This window comes from Aquimarina algiphila, assembly GCF_007489275.1.
Lineage (GTDB): Bacteria > Bacteroidota > Bacteroidia > Flavobacteriales > Flavobacteriaceae > Aquimarina > Aquimarina algiphila.
The window spans coordinates 114,766-135,659 of the sequence record NZ_VLNR01000005.1; the positions used below are offsets into that span (position 1 = coordinate 114,766).

The window sequence follows — 20,894 nt, forward strand, 5'->3', positions numbered from 1 at the left end:
TAACGTATTTCTTTTTGTTATAAATCTAACCACTTTTTGAAATTAGAAGTTCGCTCTCTCGATACAATTACATTATCATCATCCGAAGGCCTTAATTTTAAGAGTAATCTACTGTTAAAATAACTATGAATTTCAATAACTGCTTTAACAGAAACCATAAACTTTCTATTGATTCTAAAGAATTGTACAGGGTCTAAAATATCTTCTAACTGGTCGATAGAATATTCTATAGGGTAATGTTGATCTTTATGTGTGTGTAAAAAAATCAATCCTTCATCAGATTTAAAATATGCGATGTCGTCTACACTAAAAGTGTTAAATTGATTACCGACTTTTACCATAAATCGTTTCTTAAATTCTTTAGAAAACAGGTTTTTAATTCGCTCAAATTTTTCATTTTCTATAGCTGTGCTATCATTAGGGAGGTTTTTTCTATATTTTGTGAGTGCGTTTTTAAGATCTTTTTTGTCAATAGGTTTTAAGAGATAGTCTAAACCATTATATTTAAAACCTCTAATCGCGTATTCGTTATATGCAGTAGTAAATATGACTGGTGGATGATCTTCTAAAGTGTCAAGAATATCAAAACCATAACCATCATTCAATTGAATGTCTAAAAAAATGAGATCAGGTAAAGGGTTATTGTCAAACCAATGTTTACCGCTCTCTACAGAAGTAATCTGACCTGCAATTTCTATTTCTGGAGCAAGTTCTTCTATAAGACTAGCAAGACGTCTAGAAGCAATATTTTCATCTTCAATAATTATAGCGGTCATATTATGAAATTTTTACAATGGAAACTTCTTTAATGTTTTTTGATAAAAGAGGAATAGTGACTTTAAAATAGTCATTCTCTGCTGTTACCATAACTTTTTGATTGGTATAAAATGAATATCTCTTTTCTATATTTTTAAGACCCAATTTTGTGGATTCTTCTTTTTGCTTTCTTATATGTAAATTGTTTTGGATAATAATATGATTATTATCTGTAGAGATAATGTTAATCTCTAATGGTTTCTCTTTTGAATAATAATTATGTTTTAGTGCATTCTCCACTAACATTTGTAAGGTTAATGTTGGAATTAGGTATTCATTTTGATCAACAGAAATATGAGTAGTAATGCTTAATGCTCCTTCATGTCTAACATTCATCATAAATATAAATGAATCCAAGAAACTCAATTCTTTTTTTAGACTCACTAGGTCTTGTTCGCGGTTATCCAGAATATAACGATAACATTTTGCCAGCCTAGATACAAAGTCAGATGCCAAATCTCTATCTTCATACATGAGAGAGGTTAATGTGTTTAAACTATTAAATAAGAAATGAGGACTGATTTGATTTTTTAAAGATTTATATTTAGAAGCCATGGCTTCTTTCTTTAATAGATTCATGGTATTTTCTAATTCTTTTTTTTGTTTGAGAGCATAATAAAAAAGATTAAAAATAATCGCCGTAAACCCGAGAATAATAGCCCTGAAAAAATCAATTCTAAATCGTAGCCATGGATTGTGAGCATCAATGTTACAAATGTTTTCGAATTCGAAGATAGCTAGATAATATACCAAGGCAGTAACAAGAACAACGATCGACATATTAACGGCTATAATTTTCATTCCGTTATGCATATCCAGGCTGCTCCCTAGTTTGGATTTTGTAGCTCTCTGTATTAACCAATCATTAGTCTCCCAGGCAAGCATGAGAAGAAAAAAAGCACTACAATAATAAAAAATCCCTGGACCATCAAATGGACTACCATCATCATCATGATCTATAGTAAACTTTACCAAAAAGTAAATCAAGTTTACAATAAGAAAACGAATGGTAAATTTTTTCATGTAGTTTTTTGAAATCATACAGTATACTGATAATTAGTACTGGTAAAGATACATAAGTAGTTTTTTAGAAATTAAGTACACGTTCCTGAATTGTTGTATTAAATGTTGAATTGTAAGAATTCGACTTTAATTTGAAAATGATACTCCTATTAGCGCTATTAACAATTGGTTCTTGTTTTTAGACATTTCAAACACTAAATCATCAATCAAGTGTTTTTCGTTTTTATCTGGGGTAGTAAGATTGCACATTTGATCAAAACTAAAAGATCATGAGAAAACTTATTTTTGTAGTGTTTGTTTTGTGTTGTATAGTAACCAATGCACAAACTGGAACTATTAAAGGACAAATTACAGATAAACAGTCAGAATCACCTTTGCCAGGAGCAACAATTGAATTATTGTCAGAGGCAGAACCTATTGGTGTTGTGACGGATTATGATGGATATTTTAGGTTAGAAGACATTCCTGTCGGAAGGCAAACTATAAGAGTGAGCTTTATTGGTTTTGAAACCATAACAATGCCAAATATAATTGTAACTTCAGGGAAAGATGCAGTAGTAAATGTTTCTTTAATAGAATCCTTTGCGCAACTGGATGAAGTGATTATTACCAATAAAAATGCCAAAGCCAAAGCAATTAATAAGTTGGCATCTGTCTCTGCCCGACAATTTGGAGTAGAAGAGGTGACACGTTTTTCTGGTGGTAGAAGTGATGTTGGACGTTTGGCAGCAAATTTTGCTGGAGTTTCTTCACCAGATGATAGTAGAAATGATATTGTGATCCGTGGTAATTCGCCAACGGGATTATTATGGAGGTTGGAAGGAGTGCCTATTCCAAGTCCAAATCATTTTTCTACAGCAGGTACTACAGGAGGTCCCGTATCGGCATTAAACCCCAATCTTTTGAAGAATTCAGATTTTATTACTTCTGCATTCCCTTCAGAATACGGAAATGCAATAGGAGGTGTATTTGATCTTGGATTAAGAAAAGGAAATATGGATGATTATGAGTTTACTGCTCAGGCAAGTGCTTTTACAGGGTTAGAAGCTATGGCAGAAGGGCCTTTGGGGAAAAATCGAGGGTCATTCTTGGTTGCAGGAAGATATTCTCTAATTAGCCTTGTTGGAGGAGGAGGAGGAGGTACATCAGCTGTTCCAAATTATAGTGATCTATCTTTCAATGTAGACTTTGGAAATGGAAAGTTGGGTAATTTTTCTTTATTCGGAATTCTTGGGAATTCGGATATCGAATTTTTAGGAGATGATATTGAAGAAGATGATATTTTTGCAGCAGAAGATGAAAATGCATTTGTAGAATCTGGCTTTGGTGTGGTTGGATTGAAACATCAGATTAGTATTAGTGAAAATTCTTTTTTAAGAACAATCATTTCAGGCTCTTTAAGTACAAATACTTATGAAGAAGATCGATTTATAGAAAAAAATACACCGGAGCAACGAATTATACGATATAAAGAGTCTGATAATAATGAAACTCGTTTTACATTTTCCACTATGTTTAATTCAAAGCTAAGTAAAAAAAGTACATTAAGAACAGGTGTTTTGATAGGAAATTATGGAGTAGAATTAGAAGATCGAGATCGTGATAAACAGGAAGATAATGATGGAGATGGAGATCCGGATTTAGTTGTGTTTAGAGATATTGATGAGAATTTAAGTATTATAGAACCTTATATACAGGGGCAATTTAGACTCACGGAGAAGCTAACATTAAATGCTGGAATACATGGACAATATAGTACTCTTAATGAGCAATTTGTTATTGAACCAAGAGCAGGCTTGAATTACAAAATGGGAAACCATCAATTAAGTATTGGGTATGGATTACATCATCAACCTGTGCCTCTGCCTTTGTTGTTTTTAAATGAGAATGTTAATGGAGAATTACTACAGACCAATAAGGATTTAGACTTTGTTAGAAGTAATCATTATGTGTTAGGGTATGATGTGAAAATTAGTGATGGCTGGAGGGGTAAAATAGAGGTGTATTATCAAGATATTGATAATGCCGGAGTCGAACCATTTCCATCATCTTATTCTACTCTAACAGAAGGTGCAGATTTTAGTTTTGATAATGATAGAGTGTCATTAGTCAATGAGGGTACTGGTTTTAATCAAGGTGTAGAACTGACATTAGAAAAATTCTTTAGTAAAGGATACTATGGGTTAGTTACGGCATCTTTCTTTGAAAGTAAATATGAAGGTAGTGATGGTATAGAGAGGAATACACCTTTTAACAATGGTCAAGTAATAAACTTTTTGGCAGGGAAAGAAGTCAAAGTTGGTAAGGAAAAGAAAAATGCTCTTCTTTTTGATACACGACTTACGTTTTCTGGAGGAAGGTATTTTACTCCGGTTAATCTGGAATCTTCACAACAAGCAGGCTTTGAAGTTCTGCAAGAAGATATTGCATTTAGTGAGCAATATGATGATTATTTTAGATGGGATGTAAAGTTTGGGTATAAGATTAATAGTAAGTCAAAAAAGCAATCCCATCAATTTTATGTGGATTTACAGAATGTTACTAACAAAACAAATGTTTTTGAGCGTAGATATAATCGTGTAACTAATCAAATAGATCAAGTAGATCAAACAGGTTTCTTTCCAGATTTTGGATACAAATTTCAATTTTAAAACATTACAAGCTAAGTTGTTGATTCTGTGATTATCCTTTTTTTAAGGAGGAGAAACAGCCTGTCTTTGTTTAGACAGGCTTTCTTTTAATATCATATTACTTAATTTTTTCTTTCGATAAATAAACCCAAATTCATTTTTGTAATTAATAAAATTTCTTATTTGTTGATCACATATTGATGTTTAAAAATGAAGTAGTTAAATTTTATAAAGAAACAATTTATCTAAAACTGTAATGAAATCATAGTTTTAGACTTGATTATTGTTGGATTTGTAAAGATACTTAATCAACCTTCAAAAGCATAATTTCATGAAAAGTGAATTAAATAAAATAGAACACTATCTCGTTCATCGAGATAGTTTAAATAAAGAAGTTTCTAAAGTGGCAGTTGCCTGGCATTTGGATCATAGTCTTAAAGTGATCAATAAAATTTATGACTCTTTAAAAGATTCTAATCCAGATATGTATAAAAATAAATTTAGTACCGCTCGTACATTATCTTTTACGTTTGGATATATACCAAGAGGAAAAGCAGCCGCGCCACTATCTGTTCAACCTCCAGATACCATAATGACTGCTGATATTGTTTCGCAGTTAGTAGAAGCCAGGGAGAAAGTAAGAAAAATAGAATCGTTAGATGATCAGTCCAATTTTAAGCACCCGGTTTTTGGACAGTTAAATAAAAAACAAACTAAACGATTTTTGGAAATACATACTAAACATCATTTAAAGATTGTGAAAAGTATTTTAAAAGAATGATTGTTATATGTTTTATGGTTAGAGTAAACGTTTTGTATGAAGTACATTGCGTAAATTCAGAATTAAGTTAATTTAAAAGAAAAGTATTTTTACCAAATCAACAAGTGCATTTGTAGAATGTCATGCGTTAGTTTTTTATACTACAGGGTCTCTATCCAAATCACTATATGGATAATGCCCTTTTTCTTTTAATAATTTAAATAATTCATCACTCCCATTTTGCCTTGCAAAATCCATTTCACTTCTAAATATTTGTAAACAAAGTAAAAGATGGTGTTCTCGGTCTCCAATTTTAAGTTTTTTACCATCTGGTTCATATAAATCAAAGACCAAACACGTGTTTTCTTCATTTTCCCCATTAGGAATTTCAATTGTTTCCTTTGGATTAAGAACAGCTTGAGATGAATACATTCCAATTGATGTCAGAAACCCGCAGACCTTTCGTTCAATTAGGTTAAATGGAGTTTGGACTTCATCATTAGTGTTATAAACATATTTGGTAAAGGAAACTAATTCGTAAGTACCTAATCGATTCTTTAAAGGACCATTTCCGTCTGGGTTTAAAAGTTCCATTGTAGCAAATCCAGTTCCTTTAATATGATTTGGGAAATAATACATATCAACAGCTCCACCAATAGAAAAAGGGATAATAGCATGTCCTACTAGATTATGCATTTTACCAAGAACTTCTTCAAGTCCTTTTGATTTTAATTCATAGTCTTTTTCGTGCTCCTTTTTAGTAAATTCTTTTTCAACAGGTGTTTCTTTTTTCCCAAATAACCTTTTTAGAAAACTCATATTTTTATTATTGTTTTTTTTTGATTACACATAACGTTATAGATATGTGTCGTAGCAGCATAAAATGTTACCTAACCATCCCTATTTATTTCATATAACGATCAAAATTTTCAATATAATCAGTTAGATTTTCTCTTAGCATTTTTTCATATTCAATTGTGAAATATTTGATAGTTTCTTCTTTTGCATTTTTCATTTCTGTCGAACTATTCCAACCGGTTGCACTAATCCAAGCATTAAATCGAGACACTCCATACATCATTGAAGCACTTACTTCTCCTTTGGTAGCGTTATTTAACTGATCGTTTGATAGATTTATATGTTCATCAGCTCTATCATAGAATTTTTCATCTGTTTTACTCATTGTTTTTTCGTTATTAAATTTATACAATACCTCTTATTATGTCTAGTTTATTTGAAGGGCATCAGGTGATAAAAAATCAGAAATTGTTCTTTCTGTCCTTTTTGGGCTACTTAAATATTTAATATTACATTCTGCTATCTTTCCTTTTTGATATGAATGTATTTACTGTTTGTGGTTTATCGATATATTCTTTTTGTAAAATAAGAGCTATCGGTTTCTCCGCACCTATTTTATTTTTGGAGAAATCAAAAGCCTCTTCATATGTTGAGAATACATAATAGTAATCACCCCCTTTTTCGATATTATCAGCTCCTAATTCAGGATGAAGCCATACACGGTACTAAAAAACTTCATCCCAAACATAGTCACCTCCATTTTTTACTATTGTAGGGTGTTTTTTCATTTTTAAAAGACATGTATGTGATTTGTCATAAGTTTTTTAATATTCGCTAACTCCTAATGAATATTGATAAAGATCGATTACCCTTTTTTTTGTCAGTTCAGAAATGTTACCAGCTACTATTACTCTTTGGATACTTCCTCCACCAGAATATTTTTCTTTAGATAACCTAACAATAAGTTTTATTTCGTCATCTCTAAATTCTATCCATTTTCTCTGGCTTTGTCGCAATATTTTTTTATCCTCTTCATCTAATCTATTCAATAAAATTTTGTAATACTTATTTAGTAATTCATCATATTTTTTATTTGAATAAATTGCTGAGTCTACCATACTTGCTGTCGAGTAGTCAATTTCTAATCGCCATAGTGTTTTTAATTCTATTTTGGTGGTGTCAAGAGTAAATTCAATTAATTGATTTTTTTCTAAAAATGAATTTTCGTACTTTCTTTCTAATGTATTTTTTAAGCTTGTTAAACTGTCTTTTATTTTAGTTTTTATTTTTATTGAATCCTCTTTTGTTATTGATCTTAGATTTTGTGACCAGCAATTATTTAAACATGTGATTAATAAAGTTAATAGTAATACGATTCTCATTTGAATGTTTTTCAATTTGTGCCGATAATGATAAAACCAATTAGGTTTATTTCTTTTATATGTGCTTGTAAATATAATTTTTTCAACAATTAGATGTTTGTATACCGTTCACTTTCTATTGAATAGTAGTGTACTAAAGACTTTTTCTTACATTTATTGAAATGATAATTGTATTACTTAGAGGATGAAAGCATTAGAAGAGATTACTTGTAGAGTGTCAAAAAAAAGAGCTGTCATTATTAGATCCACAGATGCCAATGTTTCTTTGAGTAATGAAGTTTTTGCAATAAATTGGTTTAATACCAAAAATAGATCACTATACAATTTTTATAATCTTCTAGCTGCAAGAAGTGTATATAAAGTAGGAGCAAGGCCTATTTTTAAAGGAGAAATAACTAAAAAACTTATAGGTAATTCTGATCAACATAGAGAAATGTTGTTAATTGTTAAATACCCATCGGTTGCTAGTTTTAAGAGCTTGTTGGATAACTTATATTTTAAGTTAATTAGTGTTTTTAGGATTAAAGCAGTGCAGGATTTTAATTTTGGATTTAGTTCTAAAAATGACTTAAGTTTTAATAAAACAAAGGATAAATCAAAAATATATATAATCCATCATTATCAAGGTAAAGTTGATCATGTATGGTTACAGGAAATGATTAACCTTGCTTCTAAATACAAAGTGCATCTCTTTTATTCTGGATCAATTTCTTCTCGATTGTATGTTAAAGATAAGAAGAAAGAAGACAAAACAATTCCATGTATGTTAGATGGTGTTTTAGTTTGGTACGCCGATACAGAAGAAGATATAACCTCTTTTGTTGTTGATAAAACGTATAAAAACCTTCTTACTCAGGTAGCTAACTCTTACGTCGGAATACTAAAAAGATCCCTCTAACGCTTAGAAGAGATATTTCGATGTTAATATGAGTTTTCTAATATAGAATTATACATTATCAAAAAACTATACCATTGATTTATTACAATACGAAGATTTCTCAAAATCTCTGATATTTATAGAGAGTATAGGAACATCTGGGAACATAGATTTTAAAGTAGTCATGATTCTTCTGGATAGATCAGCTTTTTGAGCATCGGTTCTGCCTTCCATAATATTACCAAAAATGTGTATGAAATCATCGCTAGTATTTCCGATAGTATAATATTTAAATGGATTTATTCTTACCTTAATATCTCCTTTATCAAAAAGATCTGTAGACTCTGCTGTGTCATATACTGCTTGAATAATTTCTTCTGGGGACCTGAGTTTAATAATGTGTTCAGAACAGTCTAGTACAAAATGTGGCATGTTAGAATTTTTGTATAAAAATAATTAAAAGAAGTAGTAATATGAATTGAGTTTTCATAAAAAACTATTAATAAAATATTCTTGTTATACATCAAAAAAATCCCGACATTTTTTTGATGTCAGGAAAGGTGATTTTAGGGTTTAGAAGAGCATTTTTAATGGTTCTAAAGGACCTAGTGGGATATATTCAAAATCCAAAAAACCTTCTTGTACTAGAGGAAGTTGATCAAGTGTTTTTCTTACTTCTTCTATAGATTCACATTCAAGAATAAATACAACTCCGGGTCGGTCTTTTCTAAAATAGAAAGTTCTGATTTTTTCTTCCAAATATAAATTTATAGTAGCGGCTAGTTCCTATGGTAAATGTGGAGTAAGTATTTCATCGTTTACTCCTTCTTTCATCTTGTCAATTGCTAAAATTTGCATTTTTTAAATGGTGTTATTATTAGACATTTTATGTATGAGTTTTTCTCCAACCTTTGGATTGAGAAGAGAAAATGGTATTCTTAAATTCGGGTAAGTGTTGTTGTTTTTCAAAGTGTTTAATATTCAGAGGTGATGTGAGCATTGCCTTTATCATAAAAGCAATTGCTTTTAATTTGTTTTTCAACGTTTGTTTGGTAATGGATTGAGGGACTAAAAGTTTTCTGATAATGGTTTCAAAATCATCTGCTTCTTTTCCAACAATATCTTGTACAACTGTTGTGGGGGCATTGTTTTCCCAAGTTCCTAAGCGTCCTTCATTTATATAATATGGGATTTGAGAAATATCCATTTTGGGGTATTTATAAGCTTTTAAAACTTTTGTAATCATTTTATCTGAGAGTTGACTGACAGTTATTTTTCGTCCAATCACTTTCTCTATCGTCGCTGCCATTTGCGCTGCAGAAAGTAACTCCTTACCTGTTATTCGGTAGATTTGATTAACATGATTTTTTGGAGCCTTTAAGATATGAGCAGCAACCAAACCAATATCTTCGCTAGAAGGAGGTGCGTTTTTTCCAAAATCGGGGAACATTCCAAATTGAGTTAGAGGGTGAGGTGTCATAACATATGGAAATGCAAAAAGCCCTGGATTGAGGATCGTAAGATTAGAAGTTGATCTCTTAAATATAGTGTCTACAAGAGCATGTTCTTTGGTGTAGATACTTGGATGTACATGAGAACTTAACCATTGCGTTAATAAAACCACATGCTCTAATTTTAATTCATCTACAACAGTAGCAAAAGTAGCTCCTTGAAAAAGGATATTGGGATATGTGGGCACAAAATATGTTCGCTGAATACCTTCTAACGCTTTGCGCACATCTCTAATGTCACACATATCACCTATAAAAATTTCGGCTCCAAGGTGCTTGAGTTCTTTTGCTTTTTTTGAATTAGCGTTTCTTACAAATGCTCTAACAGGAAATCCTAATGTTAGTAACTCTTTGGCAGCAGGGAAACCGGTATTTCCGTTTGCCGCAGTGATTAAAATTTTTGGTTTCATTGTCGAATTATTTTGGAAGTACTATGAAGCAATGTCATGATGTATCTATAATACCTTTTGTTTTCAAAAGTTTATAGCACAAAAATAGATTGATGAAACTGTAAGAAGTATTAGAATTGGCTCAATTACTTTTGTGATTGGCTCATTCTGTACTGCGATGGAGAAAGCGTGTATTTTGCTTTAAACGAACTGGAAAAATGCGCTAAATCGTTAAAAAGACAGTCATATGCGATATTGCGTATGGGTTGGTTGGATATACTAAGAAGTGTAGCGGCTTTTTCTAAACGTCTATTTTTTATATAATTTGCAGGACTATCGTTATAGATTTTTCTGAATTCTCTTTTAAAAGAAGCCAAACTGTGATAAGATAATTTTGCAAGATCAGATACCGTAATAGGAGAAAAAATATGGGCTTCTATCACCTCCTTTAATGAAAAGGATTTTGGCGAAAACAAATTATACATGATTTTGATAATATTGTCGGCATCTTTGGTGTTTAATAAAAGTAGGATGATTTCTTTAAACTTTAGGATTAATAGTTCTTCACTGGCAAGATTAGGGTTTTCAAAATAAAATAGAAGGCCGTCAATATATTTCCGAATTAGAATATCAGACTGTACTAGTGCCATATTAGAACTATAAGAATATTGTTCTTTGTTCGTTAGGAATGCAGGAACTTCTTTCTCATAGATTTTTTTAAGTACTTCGGGGTAAAAGTGAATGGCAACAATTCCACATTGTTTTGTTTTATGGTCAGGGATTACATCATACATATAATTTCCACACTTCATCAAAACACCTTCGTTTTGATTTACAACGAGATGTTCTTCCTCAGAATATGAATTGCTAATACCTTCAGTAACATATAAAAAACACGCCTCATTTTCTAATGGGTTTGGGTTTTTGAACGGAGGTGTTACTACAGCTTTTTCAAAAACTTTCTTATTAAATAGTGTAATGGTATGATGCTCTATTACCATTTTTTTATTCACTTATAGTATGATGATAGTCGATTAAAAGCATTTAATGATTTTGAAAATATTGATCAAGTTCTAAAAGTTTCTTTTCTTTTTCTGTATCGGGTAACCAACTAGCTTTAAAACTATTCTTTACAAGCTCAGTAATTTGTTTTTTTGAAAGATCAAGAGCTTGTGCAATACCCCAGTAATTTTCATTCATATACCCGCCAAAATAGGCTGGGTCATCAGAGTTAACAGTTACCAAAAGGTTTTTATCCATCATTTTTAAGATGGGATGATTTTTTAAATCTGTAATGACTTTTAATTCTAAATTAGATAAAGGACATAGGGTAAGGGGCATCTGTAATGCTGCGAGTTTTTCTACAAGAACTTCATCATCAAGGCAACGATTTCCATGATCAATACGAGCTACATGAAGCAAATCCAGCGCTTCCCAAATATATTCTGCCGGACCTTCTTCTCCAGCATGAGCTACGGGGGTGAAATCTTCTTCTCTGGCTTTTGCAAAAACACGTTCAAATTTTGATGGGGGATTCCCTACTTCTGAAGAATCTAAACCAACTCCGCCGATCCATTCCTTAAAGGGTAAAGCTTGTTGTAATGTTTCAAAAGCAGAGGATTCATCGAGATGTCTTAAAAAAGACATAATCAGAACATTTGTGATTCCTAACTTCTTCTCACCATCCTGTAAGGCTTTATAAATTCCATTAATTACTGTATCAAAAGAAATGCCTCGGTCAGTATGAGTTTGGGGATCAAAGAAGATTTCAACATGTTCTACATTTTGCTCATGCACTTTGGTAAGGTAGGCCCAGGTAAGATCATAAAAATCCTGTTCTTCAATTAAGACATTGGCTCCAGCATAATAGATATCAAGGAATTCCTGCAGATTATTAAAACTGTATGCATTTTTCAATTCATCAACAGTAGTATATTTTATTTTCTTATTGTTTCTTTTTGCAATTTCGAACATCAATTCGGGTTCGAATGTTCCTTCTATATGTAAATGAAGTTCTGCCTTAGGGATTCCTTCAATAAATTTTTCAATTGAAATGCTACTCATAGTAGTTGAATATTTTTTGAATTTATAATTATAAGTAATTCATAGTATGTTATTTCAAAAAATCACACTTTTTGATCTTGAATTTTTCCTTGTAACATTTTAATCTCATCCCTTAGTCGAGCTGCAGTCATAAAATCTAGTTCTTTTGCGGCTTTTTCCATTTCCTTTCGAACATTTCGAATGCGGGTTTCGAGTTGTTCCTTGGTATAATATAATGTTTCTTCTTCTGCAGCTTGTAATGTAGGAGCGTTTTCAAAAGTATAAGGCTCTACCTTTTTGCCAGCAAGAGCATTGTCTAATGATTTTTTGATAGCTTTAGGAGAAATACCATGTTTCTTATTGTAAGCAATTTGTTTCCCTCTTCTATACTCTGTGTCATCTATTGTTTTTTGCATACTATCAGTAATCTTATCCGCATACATAATCGCTCTACCGTTTACATTTCTAGCAGCTCTACCAACAGTTTGAACCAAAGATCTTTTGTTTCTTAAAAACCCTTCTTTATCAGCATCCAAAATAGCGACTAGTGATACTTCTGGTAGATCTAGTCCTTCACGAAGTAGGTTTACACCGATGAGCACATCAAAGATTCCTTTTCTGAGATCTTGCATGATTTCTACTCGTTCTAATGTATCTACGTCACTATGAATATATCTACATCTAACTTCTATTCGTGTTAGGTACTTTGCTAATTCCTCTGCCATTCTTTTGGTTAGAGTAGTAACCAAAATACGTTCATCGACTTCAATTCTCTTTTGTATTTCTTCGATAAGATCATCAATTTGATTCAAGCTGGGACGTACTTCGATTATTGGATCTAATAATCCGGTTGGTCTTATGATTTGTTCTACATATGTTCCTTCACTTTTCTGTAGCTCATAGTCGGCAGGTGTTGCACTAATATATAAAACCTGGTTTTGTATCGCTTCAAGTTCTTCAAATTTTAATGGGCGATTATCCATTGCAGCAGGAAGCCTGAACCCATATTCTACAAGATTTTCTTTTCGAGAACGGTCTCCACCATACATAGCATGGGTTTGAGGTACTGTAACATGACTTTCATCAATAATCATCAGATAGTCATCAGGAAAGTAATCCAATAAACAAAATGGTCTTGTTCCAGGAGCTCTTCCATCAAGATAACGAGAGTAATTTTCTATTCCAGAACAATACCCTAATTCTTTAATCATTTCGAGATCAAAATTAGTGCGTTCTTCAAGTCTTTTTGCTTCTAATGGTTTTCCTATTTCTTTAAAATATTCTACCTGCTTACCCAAATCTAATGCTATTTGATCAATAGCGCCGTTCAATACTTCAGGAGAAGTCACAAACATATTGGCAGGATAGATATTTAATTGATCATACTTTTCAATGATTTCATTAGTCTGAACATCAAAAGCTTCAATTTCTTCAATTTCATCTCCAAAAAAATGTACTCTAAATGCATCATCAGCATACCCTGGGAAAATATCTACAGTATCTCCTTTTATTCTAAAATTTCCATGCTTAAACTCTGCTTCAGTTCTGGAGTATAAACTTTGTACTAAGCGATGTAATAGAGCGGTTCTGGATACAAATTGTCCTGCTTGTATTGAGATTACATTTTTCTGAAATTCTACAGGATTACCAATACCATATAAGCATGATACAGATGCTACGACAAGTACATCTCTTCTTCCTGATAACAATGAGGAAGTTGCGCTTAGTCGCATTTTTTCGATTTCATCGTTGATAGATAAATCCTTTTCTATATATGTTCCCGAAGTAGGAATATAAGCTTCAGGCTGGTAATAGTCGTAATACGAAACAAAATACTCTACAGCATTCTTAGGAAAAAACTGTTTAAACTCTGAATAAAGTTGTGCCGCAAGCGTTTTATTATGAGCTAATACCAAGGTAGGGCGTTGTACTCTTTCAATTACATTGGCAGCAGTAAAGGTTTTTCCTGAACCTGTGACTCCAAGAAGTGTTTGATATTTTTCATTTGCCTCTATACCTTCTGCTAGTTGTCGTATAGCTTCTGGCTGATCTCCGGTAGGCTTGAATTCAGATTCCAGTTCGAACTTCATTGTATACTCTTTCTTTTTAAGAATAAAGATACTGAATCAAAACACATATGTAGAGCTATTTATTCTTAAAAATATCTAATGATGTTATTCGTTTTAAGAAAATTGAAATTCAATACGATTCGATCCTAAAATATTATGAAAATGTATAGGTGAGGCTACTTGATGTAGTACAAGTAGCCTCTTTACTCAAATAAAAAACAATATAGGGAATTATAAATAGATTAATTGACTCATTTAATATTGATAAAATCGTATCAGAACTCACCATTTGTGTTCACATTTTGCAGATAAACTATAGTATAATTTTAAGTGTCATTTTCTACATTCGATATGATCCTTTCTACTATGCTCTTTAATTTTTTATCAAGTTTCTTTATATAATCATTATCACTAGAGTTGTAATATTTATATTCTTTATTATTAAAGCGTAAGGTGGTAATTGATCGGTCTAATCTTTTTTTAAATATTACATCTTGATGAGGATCTTCATTCAGTATATTTTTTAAAGTTTTAATTTCTCGATTATCTAATTTCCTGTTTATGTTTTTTACAACAGGAACATTACTTATCCCGGAATAAGAAATAGAACCATCATTGTATATCCATAAATCATAAACAGGACATTTGCCATGACAAGGGCTTTTGGAATAGTAAATTATAGCTTCTTTTTGAGAAGAAGTATTTAGAGTTTTTTGTACAGTGTTACAGGAGAAATTTATACATATTAATATAATAATAAAAGGTTTCATAATCTTATTTGTTTTGATTGCTCGGACTTTTTCGACCCGTTACAGGATTATCTTTTTAATTTTTATGGAGTCTACAATGAGATTTGTTCTTATCCCCGATAGAGTTTGCTCTTTTCCATGATCCAGGATTTGGTAGAAAGTTTCTGTTACTCTTAGCGATGTTTCCTCTTATGTAGTTTCGTAGTTTTATCATTTTATCATCATCATACATGATTCGAATTTTTTGTTCGGCTTTGCTATTTCCTGATACACCTTTTTCTCTTGTTGTAAATGTTGCAAAAACTTCAGCGATATCTTCACCAGGATTTGTAGATGCGTATTGGGTTACATATCGATCTTTATATTTATCATAAAATGCCTGTGCTTCGGTTTCGCTATTTGCATTTTGAAATTCATCCCAGATATCTGCCCAGTGCTTTTTTTGAAGTTGATTAATGTTAGAGTTATCTCTTGCACAACCTTCTCCTGTATAAAAATTTTGACAACTACTTTCTTCAATAGAAGAGTCAACCTGTGTATCATCCAAAGTAATGATATGTCCAAATTCATGTATTATCGTATATGCAAGTTCTCCTTTTGCATTAAATCCACCCTCGTAAGCATAATCTATTGCGATCCCCATTTGCCATTTAGAAAGATCTTTTGTGCGTTCTACTACGTAGCCAAGAACACCTTCTTCTTCGCTTTCATCACCATAATAAATCATGAATTCATTCATTTTTGATCGATAATCAAGAGGAATAATTTTTTTTGTAAGGTTCCATATTTCTTGATGCTTTTTAATGTCTTTTTGTAATACTAAAGCATTTCCTGTTACGTCAAAATCCTTTTGTTTTATAATATTTTCTCCATCAACTTTATAGAGTGTCAAATTTTTTAATGAGTTATCTTCATTTTGATTATTATCGGTACTTTCTATGGGTTTTGCTCCGTCATCATCATTACTACAGGACAGGATAGAGAAAGTTATAATACTTAAAAAAACCACTAATATGTAATTCCATTTTTTCATAGGATACTTTTTAATTTAAATGTCTTTATATTCTAAAAACAAATGAATTTTAAAAGACCCTACTTTTTTTTAAAAGTGGTGGCTACAGATAAGAAAATTTTATTTGCGAAGTTTATTATCGAATTAAGGAAAAACTTCCGGTAAGAATTCTACCATCATCTAATTCTACACGAAACCAATATTGACTTGAAGGCATTATTTGACCGTTATATATACCGTCCCAGCCAGAGCTTCCTGCTCTTAATTGCTTAAGTAATTTTCCATGGCGATTGAAAATGAAAATTAAAGAATTAGACATGACCTCGGTAGATATTCCTTCAACATTCCAAGTTTCATGAAAGCCGTCTCCATTAGGAGTAAAATATTTTGGAAAACCAACAACAGAAATATCTTGTGTAATTTCAGGGACACATCCGTTTTTATCTCTTACATAAATCGTATGAAATCCCGGGGGTACATTTGTAAAAGTGGGATCGTCTTGATAGTTACTCAAAACTCCTTCTATTTCGATAGCATATTCATAGTTTCCTAGACCTACTGCATTAACTGTGACGGTATTATTATCTCGAGCATCATTGATATCTATAGATTGTATGGTTGCTATACTGGAAGCAATTACGTTTATAGTTCTGGTTTTAGAACACCCTGTCAGATTACTCGTAATTTGGGCGGTATAAATTCCTGGTTGTCTAACAGAAATGGTTTGACTAGTTTCATTGGTGGACCATAATATTGTAAAATCACTAATGTTACCATTTAATGGTATACCGGCATCAATATCGATACTGGTTTCATTTTGACATAAGAAATATGATGTGTCTGCTTCTATTTGAGGGAGAGGTATTACAAAGAGGCTAATGCTACTAATTCCAAAACATGCTCCATCACTTTCTTCAGCTTTAGCATAAATGATATCATCTCCTTGAGTATTTTGTGTCGTATTTGTATATGTTGTGATAGGATTTCTATTTAATAATGCGTCTTCTGTACTTGCGTAATAAGAAATTGTAAGTCCGGTAGTTGTTATTCCAAATAATACTTGAGCATTTGCTTCTGTAAGATTAAAAGTAGTAAATCCATCTTCTAGACCATCATCGTCACAAGCTCTAAGTTCTACATCATTTACGTCTGTAATGCTTACTTCTAATGTAACGGATGTAATATCAAAGCAATTAGGATTTCTTGTATTTAATACACGAGCATAGATTTGCTGATTATTCATACTGTTTTCGAATCTATCTTCATTATTTATTCTAGGAGTTCCTGCCATAGCAGAAGTCATATCATTAAAAAATTGAGTGCTATACTCTGAGTTTCCACCCGTAAGTTGATCGTCAATTGTATGTAAATCAAATATAGTAATGTTATCTCCGCTGGTTTGATAAGCATCACATTGTGTCATAGTTGCTGGAGCGGCTACAGGAACATCAAAGAAGGTAGCATTTGCAACTCCGATTAATGGACAACTACCATCATTAAGATCAATTTCTAATCTATAATTGCCTGTTGAAGTAATATCTAAAAAATTAGTGGTATTTGTGGTAGGAGCGTCATTAATAAACCAGGTATATGTAGCACCTGGAATATTGAGATATGATAGTCTATAAGTATCACCATCACAGAGAGGAAGATTTACATCATTTGGATTACCATTATTGATAATATCAACAGTCTGTGCAAAAATAGATTGAATGAATGGAGGTAACCCCAACCTAACATTTCTGGTCCCGTCTACATTAACTAATATTCCTTTTTCGTTATAAATTACATTATTACCTAATTCTTCTGGGTTTTCTATAACCCCAAGATAATTGCCTTGCTCTGATGCAAAATTAAAAAGAGCTCGATATATTTTTCCATCTGGACCTAATTGTAGTGCTCCTTCATTAAAATCAAATGAATCCTGACTATTCTCATTTTGGATTCTGATTCCGCTTGCAGCTATTTGATTATCAGGGAGTGATAAATCGTATTGCATAAGAAAGCTTCTTCCATTTCCTTCATCTCCAAAACCAATCGTACTGTAAAGCCGTTGTCCGCTCTGTGAAAACTCTATTCCATATGGAGAATCTCCATTATAAAGTTCGATTTCATTAGATACGATTCCTGTAGTATTGTCAAAATTGTATAATAAAACTTTTCCTGGCCCATTTCCTGCAGTGACCGTGGCAAAGCCAAAATGTGCCACAGCAATTTTATCTCCCTCTGGGGAAGCTTTTATATATCCTAATGCATTACGGCGATATCCAGAGAGGGGCACAGTAACTCCTACACGTGAGTTTACCGGAGTAGTATTAACGCCAGTTTGATCTACCTTAAAAGCATAAAAAGTATCTACAAAATGAGTAATTACCCAGAATGAATCACAATCATCACTTTTAATAGCGGTTATCTTTTCTGAACATTTATATGCACTATCCAGAAGTCCAGATGTATTATAAGTAACCAATGGCATGTTCTTTTGTCCGGGAACAACTGCTCCATTTCCTCCATTTAGAGACATATCTACTATAGAGAACATAAAACCATCATTTACGCCATCTCCATCAGATGTTAGAGGATCTGTATCTGCATTATCGTGATGAGGTTCATCTACGGTAAAAATGATATAGATATTTGGTGTATTGGGTTGCGGAACAATTAAAGCAGATGAAGTACTCGAAGGATCTCCTTTCAAACCAGTTCCATTATCCATAATATTATGAAACCGATCCCAAACAGTGATTCCGTCAGTATAAAATAATAATCCCCCGGTAGCATCAGAAATTGTGGTGCATCCTTCTAAAGTATCTATTTGGCCATTAGTAAGAGCAGTAGGAGGGGTAGTATTAAAACTGATCCCTGCATTTTGCCCAAAATACCAATTATTAGCCTCTCCTTGACTTTGTGCCGAGAAGTAAAAAAAGGAAACAATAATAAAAACGGCATAAATATTCCGCATACTTGAGCTCTAAAACTCAAATATATTATAAATCTCTCTTTTTAAGTAATCTGTAGGAAAGATTGATGAAAATTGCTGTCCAAACCAATACAATTAAGATCTCATACCAATGTACAGCATAATCACTTTTAAAATTTTCTCCTAACTGATTTGCTGCAGACTGTACAAAATTTAATCTGGTAAAAGGTTCATTAACCAGGTTACTCATGCTTTCTAAAGGAAGAAAAGGTATTATTTTATCAATGATATCCGAATCAAATTTCCATTTAAATAGACTAGAGAGTAATCGGACTAACCCTTCTATAATTTGCCAGAATATTAAAAACCCTAAGGCAAAGGCAGATCTTTTGATTAAAATACCAAGGAACATACAAAATGAAAAGAAGCCTACCAATTTTAAGAAGTAAGCAAAAATGAATTCTATCCCCGAAAAGACAATTGAAAACTCATTGTAATCAGAAAAGATCAATCCAAGAATTAATGATACTATGAATAAAAATACGGTCGAAATAAGAGAAAATACTACAACGGTAAGAAACTTTGATGCTAAAAATTCTTTTTTACTTAATCCATCGATCAAATTTTGTTTTAGTGTTCGATTGGTATATTCATTTGCCATAATAGACACGATAACAATCGCCAGAAAGAGTTTTAACCATGCTGCGATATAGGCATTAAAATGCCAGATATATGGAAAGTTAAAGATTCCTTGATCTGCCAAACGGAAGTTTACTCCTCCAAAGCTAAATTCATAAGAAGCAATCAATGCAATGGCTGTAATGAGCACAAAGTATGTAATCGTTAATACTTTGGCAGCTTTATTATACCTTAATTTTTGAAATTCTATATTGAGTAGTCGTAACATGGCTTTAGTTTAAATTGTTGGTTAATTGTAAGAATTGTTCTTCGAGGCTTTCTTTTCGTTTTACCAGGTGCGTAAGAACTATCCCTTCTTTAAATAATTGCCTGTTAAGACTTTCTGCATCTAACTCATGTGCTAAAAACGCAATAATTTTATTATCATCCTCTTCTTTAAAGTTTTTAAAATCTTTATGTTTTGATAACCAGGCTACCAAAGCTGATTTTTGTTCGCTTTTAAGCTCAAAGAACCCATAACTTGCGTTCATTTCATCTACTGGTCCAGAATATAATTTTATCCCTTTTCTTATAATAACTACATGACTACATACTTTTTCTACTTCATCCAGTAAATGAGATGCCAAAAGAATAGTAGTTCCCTGAGATGCAATTTTTTTTATGATTTCTCGAATTTGGTGTATTCCTTGAGGATCGAGTCCGTTTGTAGGTTCGTCCAAAATTAAAATTTCCGGATCATTTAACAATGCAGAAGCAATAGCCAGACGTTGCTTCATCCCCAGAGAAAATGTTCTGAATTTACTGTCTTTACGATCTAGTAATCCCACAACTTCAAGTTTTTCCTCAATTTTTGTTGCAGAAACACCTTTGATTTGGCATACTAGTTTTAAGTTTTGCGCAGCGGTCATGTATGGATAAAAGTTGGGACGTTCTATAATTGCTCCAACTTTTTTTAATGCATCATGCGTAGATGTGTTTCCATCAAACCAGGTAAACCCACCAGAAGTACTATTAACAACATTAAGAACAATTCCCAAAGTAGTGGATTTACCACTTCCATTTGGTCCTAGAATCCCATACACATTTCCCTTTTTTATAGTAAAAGAGAGGTCTTTGACGGCTGTAATTGGCCCAAACTTTTTAGTAAGGTTATTTATGGTCAGTATATTTTCCAATTGTAATTGTTTTTGGCGGTTATATAAAACAAGACGACAAGTATAGAGATTTGTTACAAGATAGTTGATAGTTATTAGTGGATTATTCTTAGTTTTTAGAA

The 20,894-nt window shown here is 32.1% G+C and carries 19 protein-coding genes; 3 read left to right on the forward strand and 16 right to left on the reverse strand.

Features of this window, described 5'->3' with window-relative positions; genetic code table 11:
- Positions 1 to 17: 17 nt before the first annotated feature.
- Together FOF46_RS03810 and FOF46_RS03815 are read right to left on the reverse strand one after the other, a co-directional pair.
- Positions 18 to 776 carry a LytR/AlgR family response regulator transcription factor gene (locus FOF46_RS03810; protein ID WP_109437112.1) on the reverse strand — a complete coding sequence of 253 codons (759 nt, stop codon included), beginning with the start codon at positions 774 to 776 and terminating at the stop codon, positions 18 to 20.
- 1 nt (position 777) lies between these two features.
- Positions 778 to 1,839 carry a sensor histidine kinase gene (locus tag FOF46_RS03815; RefSeq protein ID WP_167571738.1) on the reverse strand — a complete coding sequence of 354 codons (1,062 nt, stop codon included), beginning with the start codon at positions 1,837 to 1,839 and terminating at the stop codon, positions 778 to 780.
- A 269-nt stretch (positions 1,840 to 2,108) separates the two neighbouring features.
- Here FOF46_RS03815 and FOF46_RS03820 point away from each other — a divergent pair, with 269 nt between their 5' ends.
- Positions 2,109 to 4,490, forward strand: coding sequence for a TonB-dependent receptor (locus FOF46_RS03820; protein ID WP_109437110.1), 2,382 nt, complete (start codon positions 2,109 to 2,111; stop codon positions 4,488 to 4,490).
- A 310-nt stretch (positions 4,491 to 4,800) separates the two neighbouring features.
- On the forward strand, positions 4,801 to 5,250 hold the full coding sequence (locus FOF46_RS03825) for a DUF1569 domain-containing protein (protein ID WP_143915513.1): 450 nt from the start codon (positions 4,801 to 4,803) through the stop codon (positions 5,248 to 5,250).
- A gap of 135 nt (positions 5,251 to 5,385) precedes the next feature.
- Here the strand turns inward: FOF46_RS03825 and FOF46_RS03830 are convergent, their stop codons facing one another.
- From FOF46_RS03830 to FOF46_RS03840, 3 genes are all read right to left on the reverse strand, one after another.
- Positions 5,386 to 6,048, reverse strand: coding sequence for a suppressor of fused domain protein (locus tag FOF46_RS03830; RefSeq protein ID WP_143915514.1), 663 nt, complete (start codon positions 6,046 to 6,048; stop codon positions 5,386 to 5,388).
- A gap of 85 nt (positions 6,049 to 6,133) precedes the next feature.
- Positions 6,134 to 6,412: a DUF3144 domain-containing protein gene (locus FOF46_RS03835; protein ID WP_143915515.1), complete on the reverse strand. Its 279-nt coding sequence runs from the start codon at positions 6,410 to 6,412 to the stop codon at positions 6,134 to 6,136.
- Between the two features lie 439 nt (positions 6,413 to 6,851).
- Positions 6,852 to 7,409: a lysozyme inhibitor LprI family protein gene (locus FOF46_RS03840; RefSeq protein WP_109437106.1), complete on the reverse strand. Its 558-nt coding sequence runs from the start codon at positions 7,407 to 7,409 to the stop codon at positions 6,852 to 6,854.
- A 184-nt stretch (positions 7,410 to 7,593) separates the two neighbouring features.
- Here FOF46_RS03840 and FOF46_RS03845 point away from each other — a divergent pair, with 184 nt between their 5' ends.
- On the forward strand, positions 7,594 to 8,307 hold the full coding sequence (locus tag FOF46_RS03845; RefSeq protein ID WP_143915516.1) for a hypothetical protein: 714 nt from the start codon (positions 7,594 to 7,596) through the stop codon (positions 8,305 to 8,307).
- Between the two features lie 66 nt (positions 8,308 to 8,373).
- Here the strand turns inward: FOF46_RS03845 and FOF46_RS03850 are convergent, their stop codons facing one another.
- From FOF46_RS03850 to FOF46_RS03900, 11 genes are all read right to left on the reverse strand, one after another.
- On the reverse strand, positions 8,374 to 8,718 hold the full coding sequence (locus FOF46_RS03850) for a 5-carboxymethyl-2-hydroxymuconate Delta-isomerase (protein WP_143915517.1): 345 nt from the start codon (positions 8,716 to 8,718) through the stop codon (positions 8,374 to 8,376).
- Between the two features lie 141 nt (positions 8,719 to 8,859).
- Complete coding sequence (locus tag FOF46_RS03855) at positions 8,860 to 9,045, reverse strand: hypothetical protein (protein ID WP_143915518.1); 186 nt, start codon at positions 9,043 to 9,045, stop codon at positions 8,860 to 8,862.
- A 127-nt stretch (positions 9,046 to 9,172) separates the two neighbouring features.
- Positions 9,173 to 10,207, reverse strand: coding sequence for an NmrA family NAD(P)-binding protein (locus tag FOF46_RS03860; protein WP_143915519.1), 1,035 nt, complete (start codon positions 10,205 to 10,207; stop codon positions 9,173 to 9,175).
- Between the two features lie 125 nt (positions 10,208 to 10,332).
- On the reverse strand, positions 10,333 to 11,187 hold the full coding sequence (locus FOF46_RS03865) for a helix-turn-helix transcriptional regulator (RefSeq protein WP_143915520.1): 855 nt from the start codon (positions 11,185 to 11,187) through the stop codon (positions 10,333 to 10,335).
- A gap of 43 nt (positions 11,188 to 11,230) precedes the next feature.
- The gene (locus FOF46_RS03870; RefSeq protein ID WP_244299563.1) at positions 11,231 to 12,250 is read right to left on the reverse strand and encodes an adenosine deaminase; all 1,020 of its coding nucleotides are present in this window, start codon (positions 12,248 to 12,250) and stop codon (positions 11,231 to 11,233) included.
- 62 nt (positions 12,251 to 12,312) lie between these two features.
- Positions 12,313 to 14,319 (reverse strand): excinuclease ABC subunit UvrB, encoded by a 2,007-nt coding sequence (gene uvrB / locus FOF46_RS03875; protein ID WP_109437100.1) that lies wholly within the window; start codon positions 14,317 to 14,319, stop codon positions 12,313 to 12,315.
- Positions 14,320 to 14,624: 305 nt separating this feature from the next.
- Positions 14,625 to 15,068, reverse strand: coding sequence for a DUF6438 domain-containing protein (locus tag FOF46_RS03880; RefSeq protein WP_143915521.1), 444 nt, complete (start codon positions 15,066 to 15,068; stop codon positions 14,625 to 14,627).
- A gap of 55 nt (positions 15,069 to 15,123) precedes the next feature.
- Positions 15,124 to 16,080, reverse strand: a complete 957-nt coding sequence (locus tag FOF46_RS03885; protein ID WP_143915522.1) for a zinc-binding metallopeptidase — start codon at positions 16,078 to 16,080, stop codon at positions 15,124 to 15,126.
- A 115-nt stretch (positions 16,081 to 16,195) separates the two neighbouring features.
- A complete protein-coding gene (locus tag FOF46_RS03890) occupies positions 16,196 to 19,021 on the reverse strand; it encodes a T9SS type B sorting domain-containing protein (protein WP_143915523.1) in 2,826 nt (941 codons plus the stop codon).
- A gap of 25 nt (positions 19,022 to 19,046) precedes the next feature.
- Positions 19,047 to 19,886, reverse strand: coding sequence for an ABC transporter permease (locus FOF46_RS03895; protein ID WP_109437096.1), 840 nt, complete (start codon positions 19,884 to 19,886; stop codon positions 19,047 to 19,049).
- Between the two features lie 4 nt (positions 19,887 to 19,890).
- Entirely contained in the window at positions 19,891 to 20,793 is a 903-nt protein-coding gene (locus FOF46_RS03900) for an ABC transporter ATP-binding protein (protein ID WP_143915524.1), read from the reverse strand.
- Positions 20,794 to 20,894: the final 101 nt, after the last annotated feature.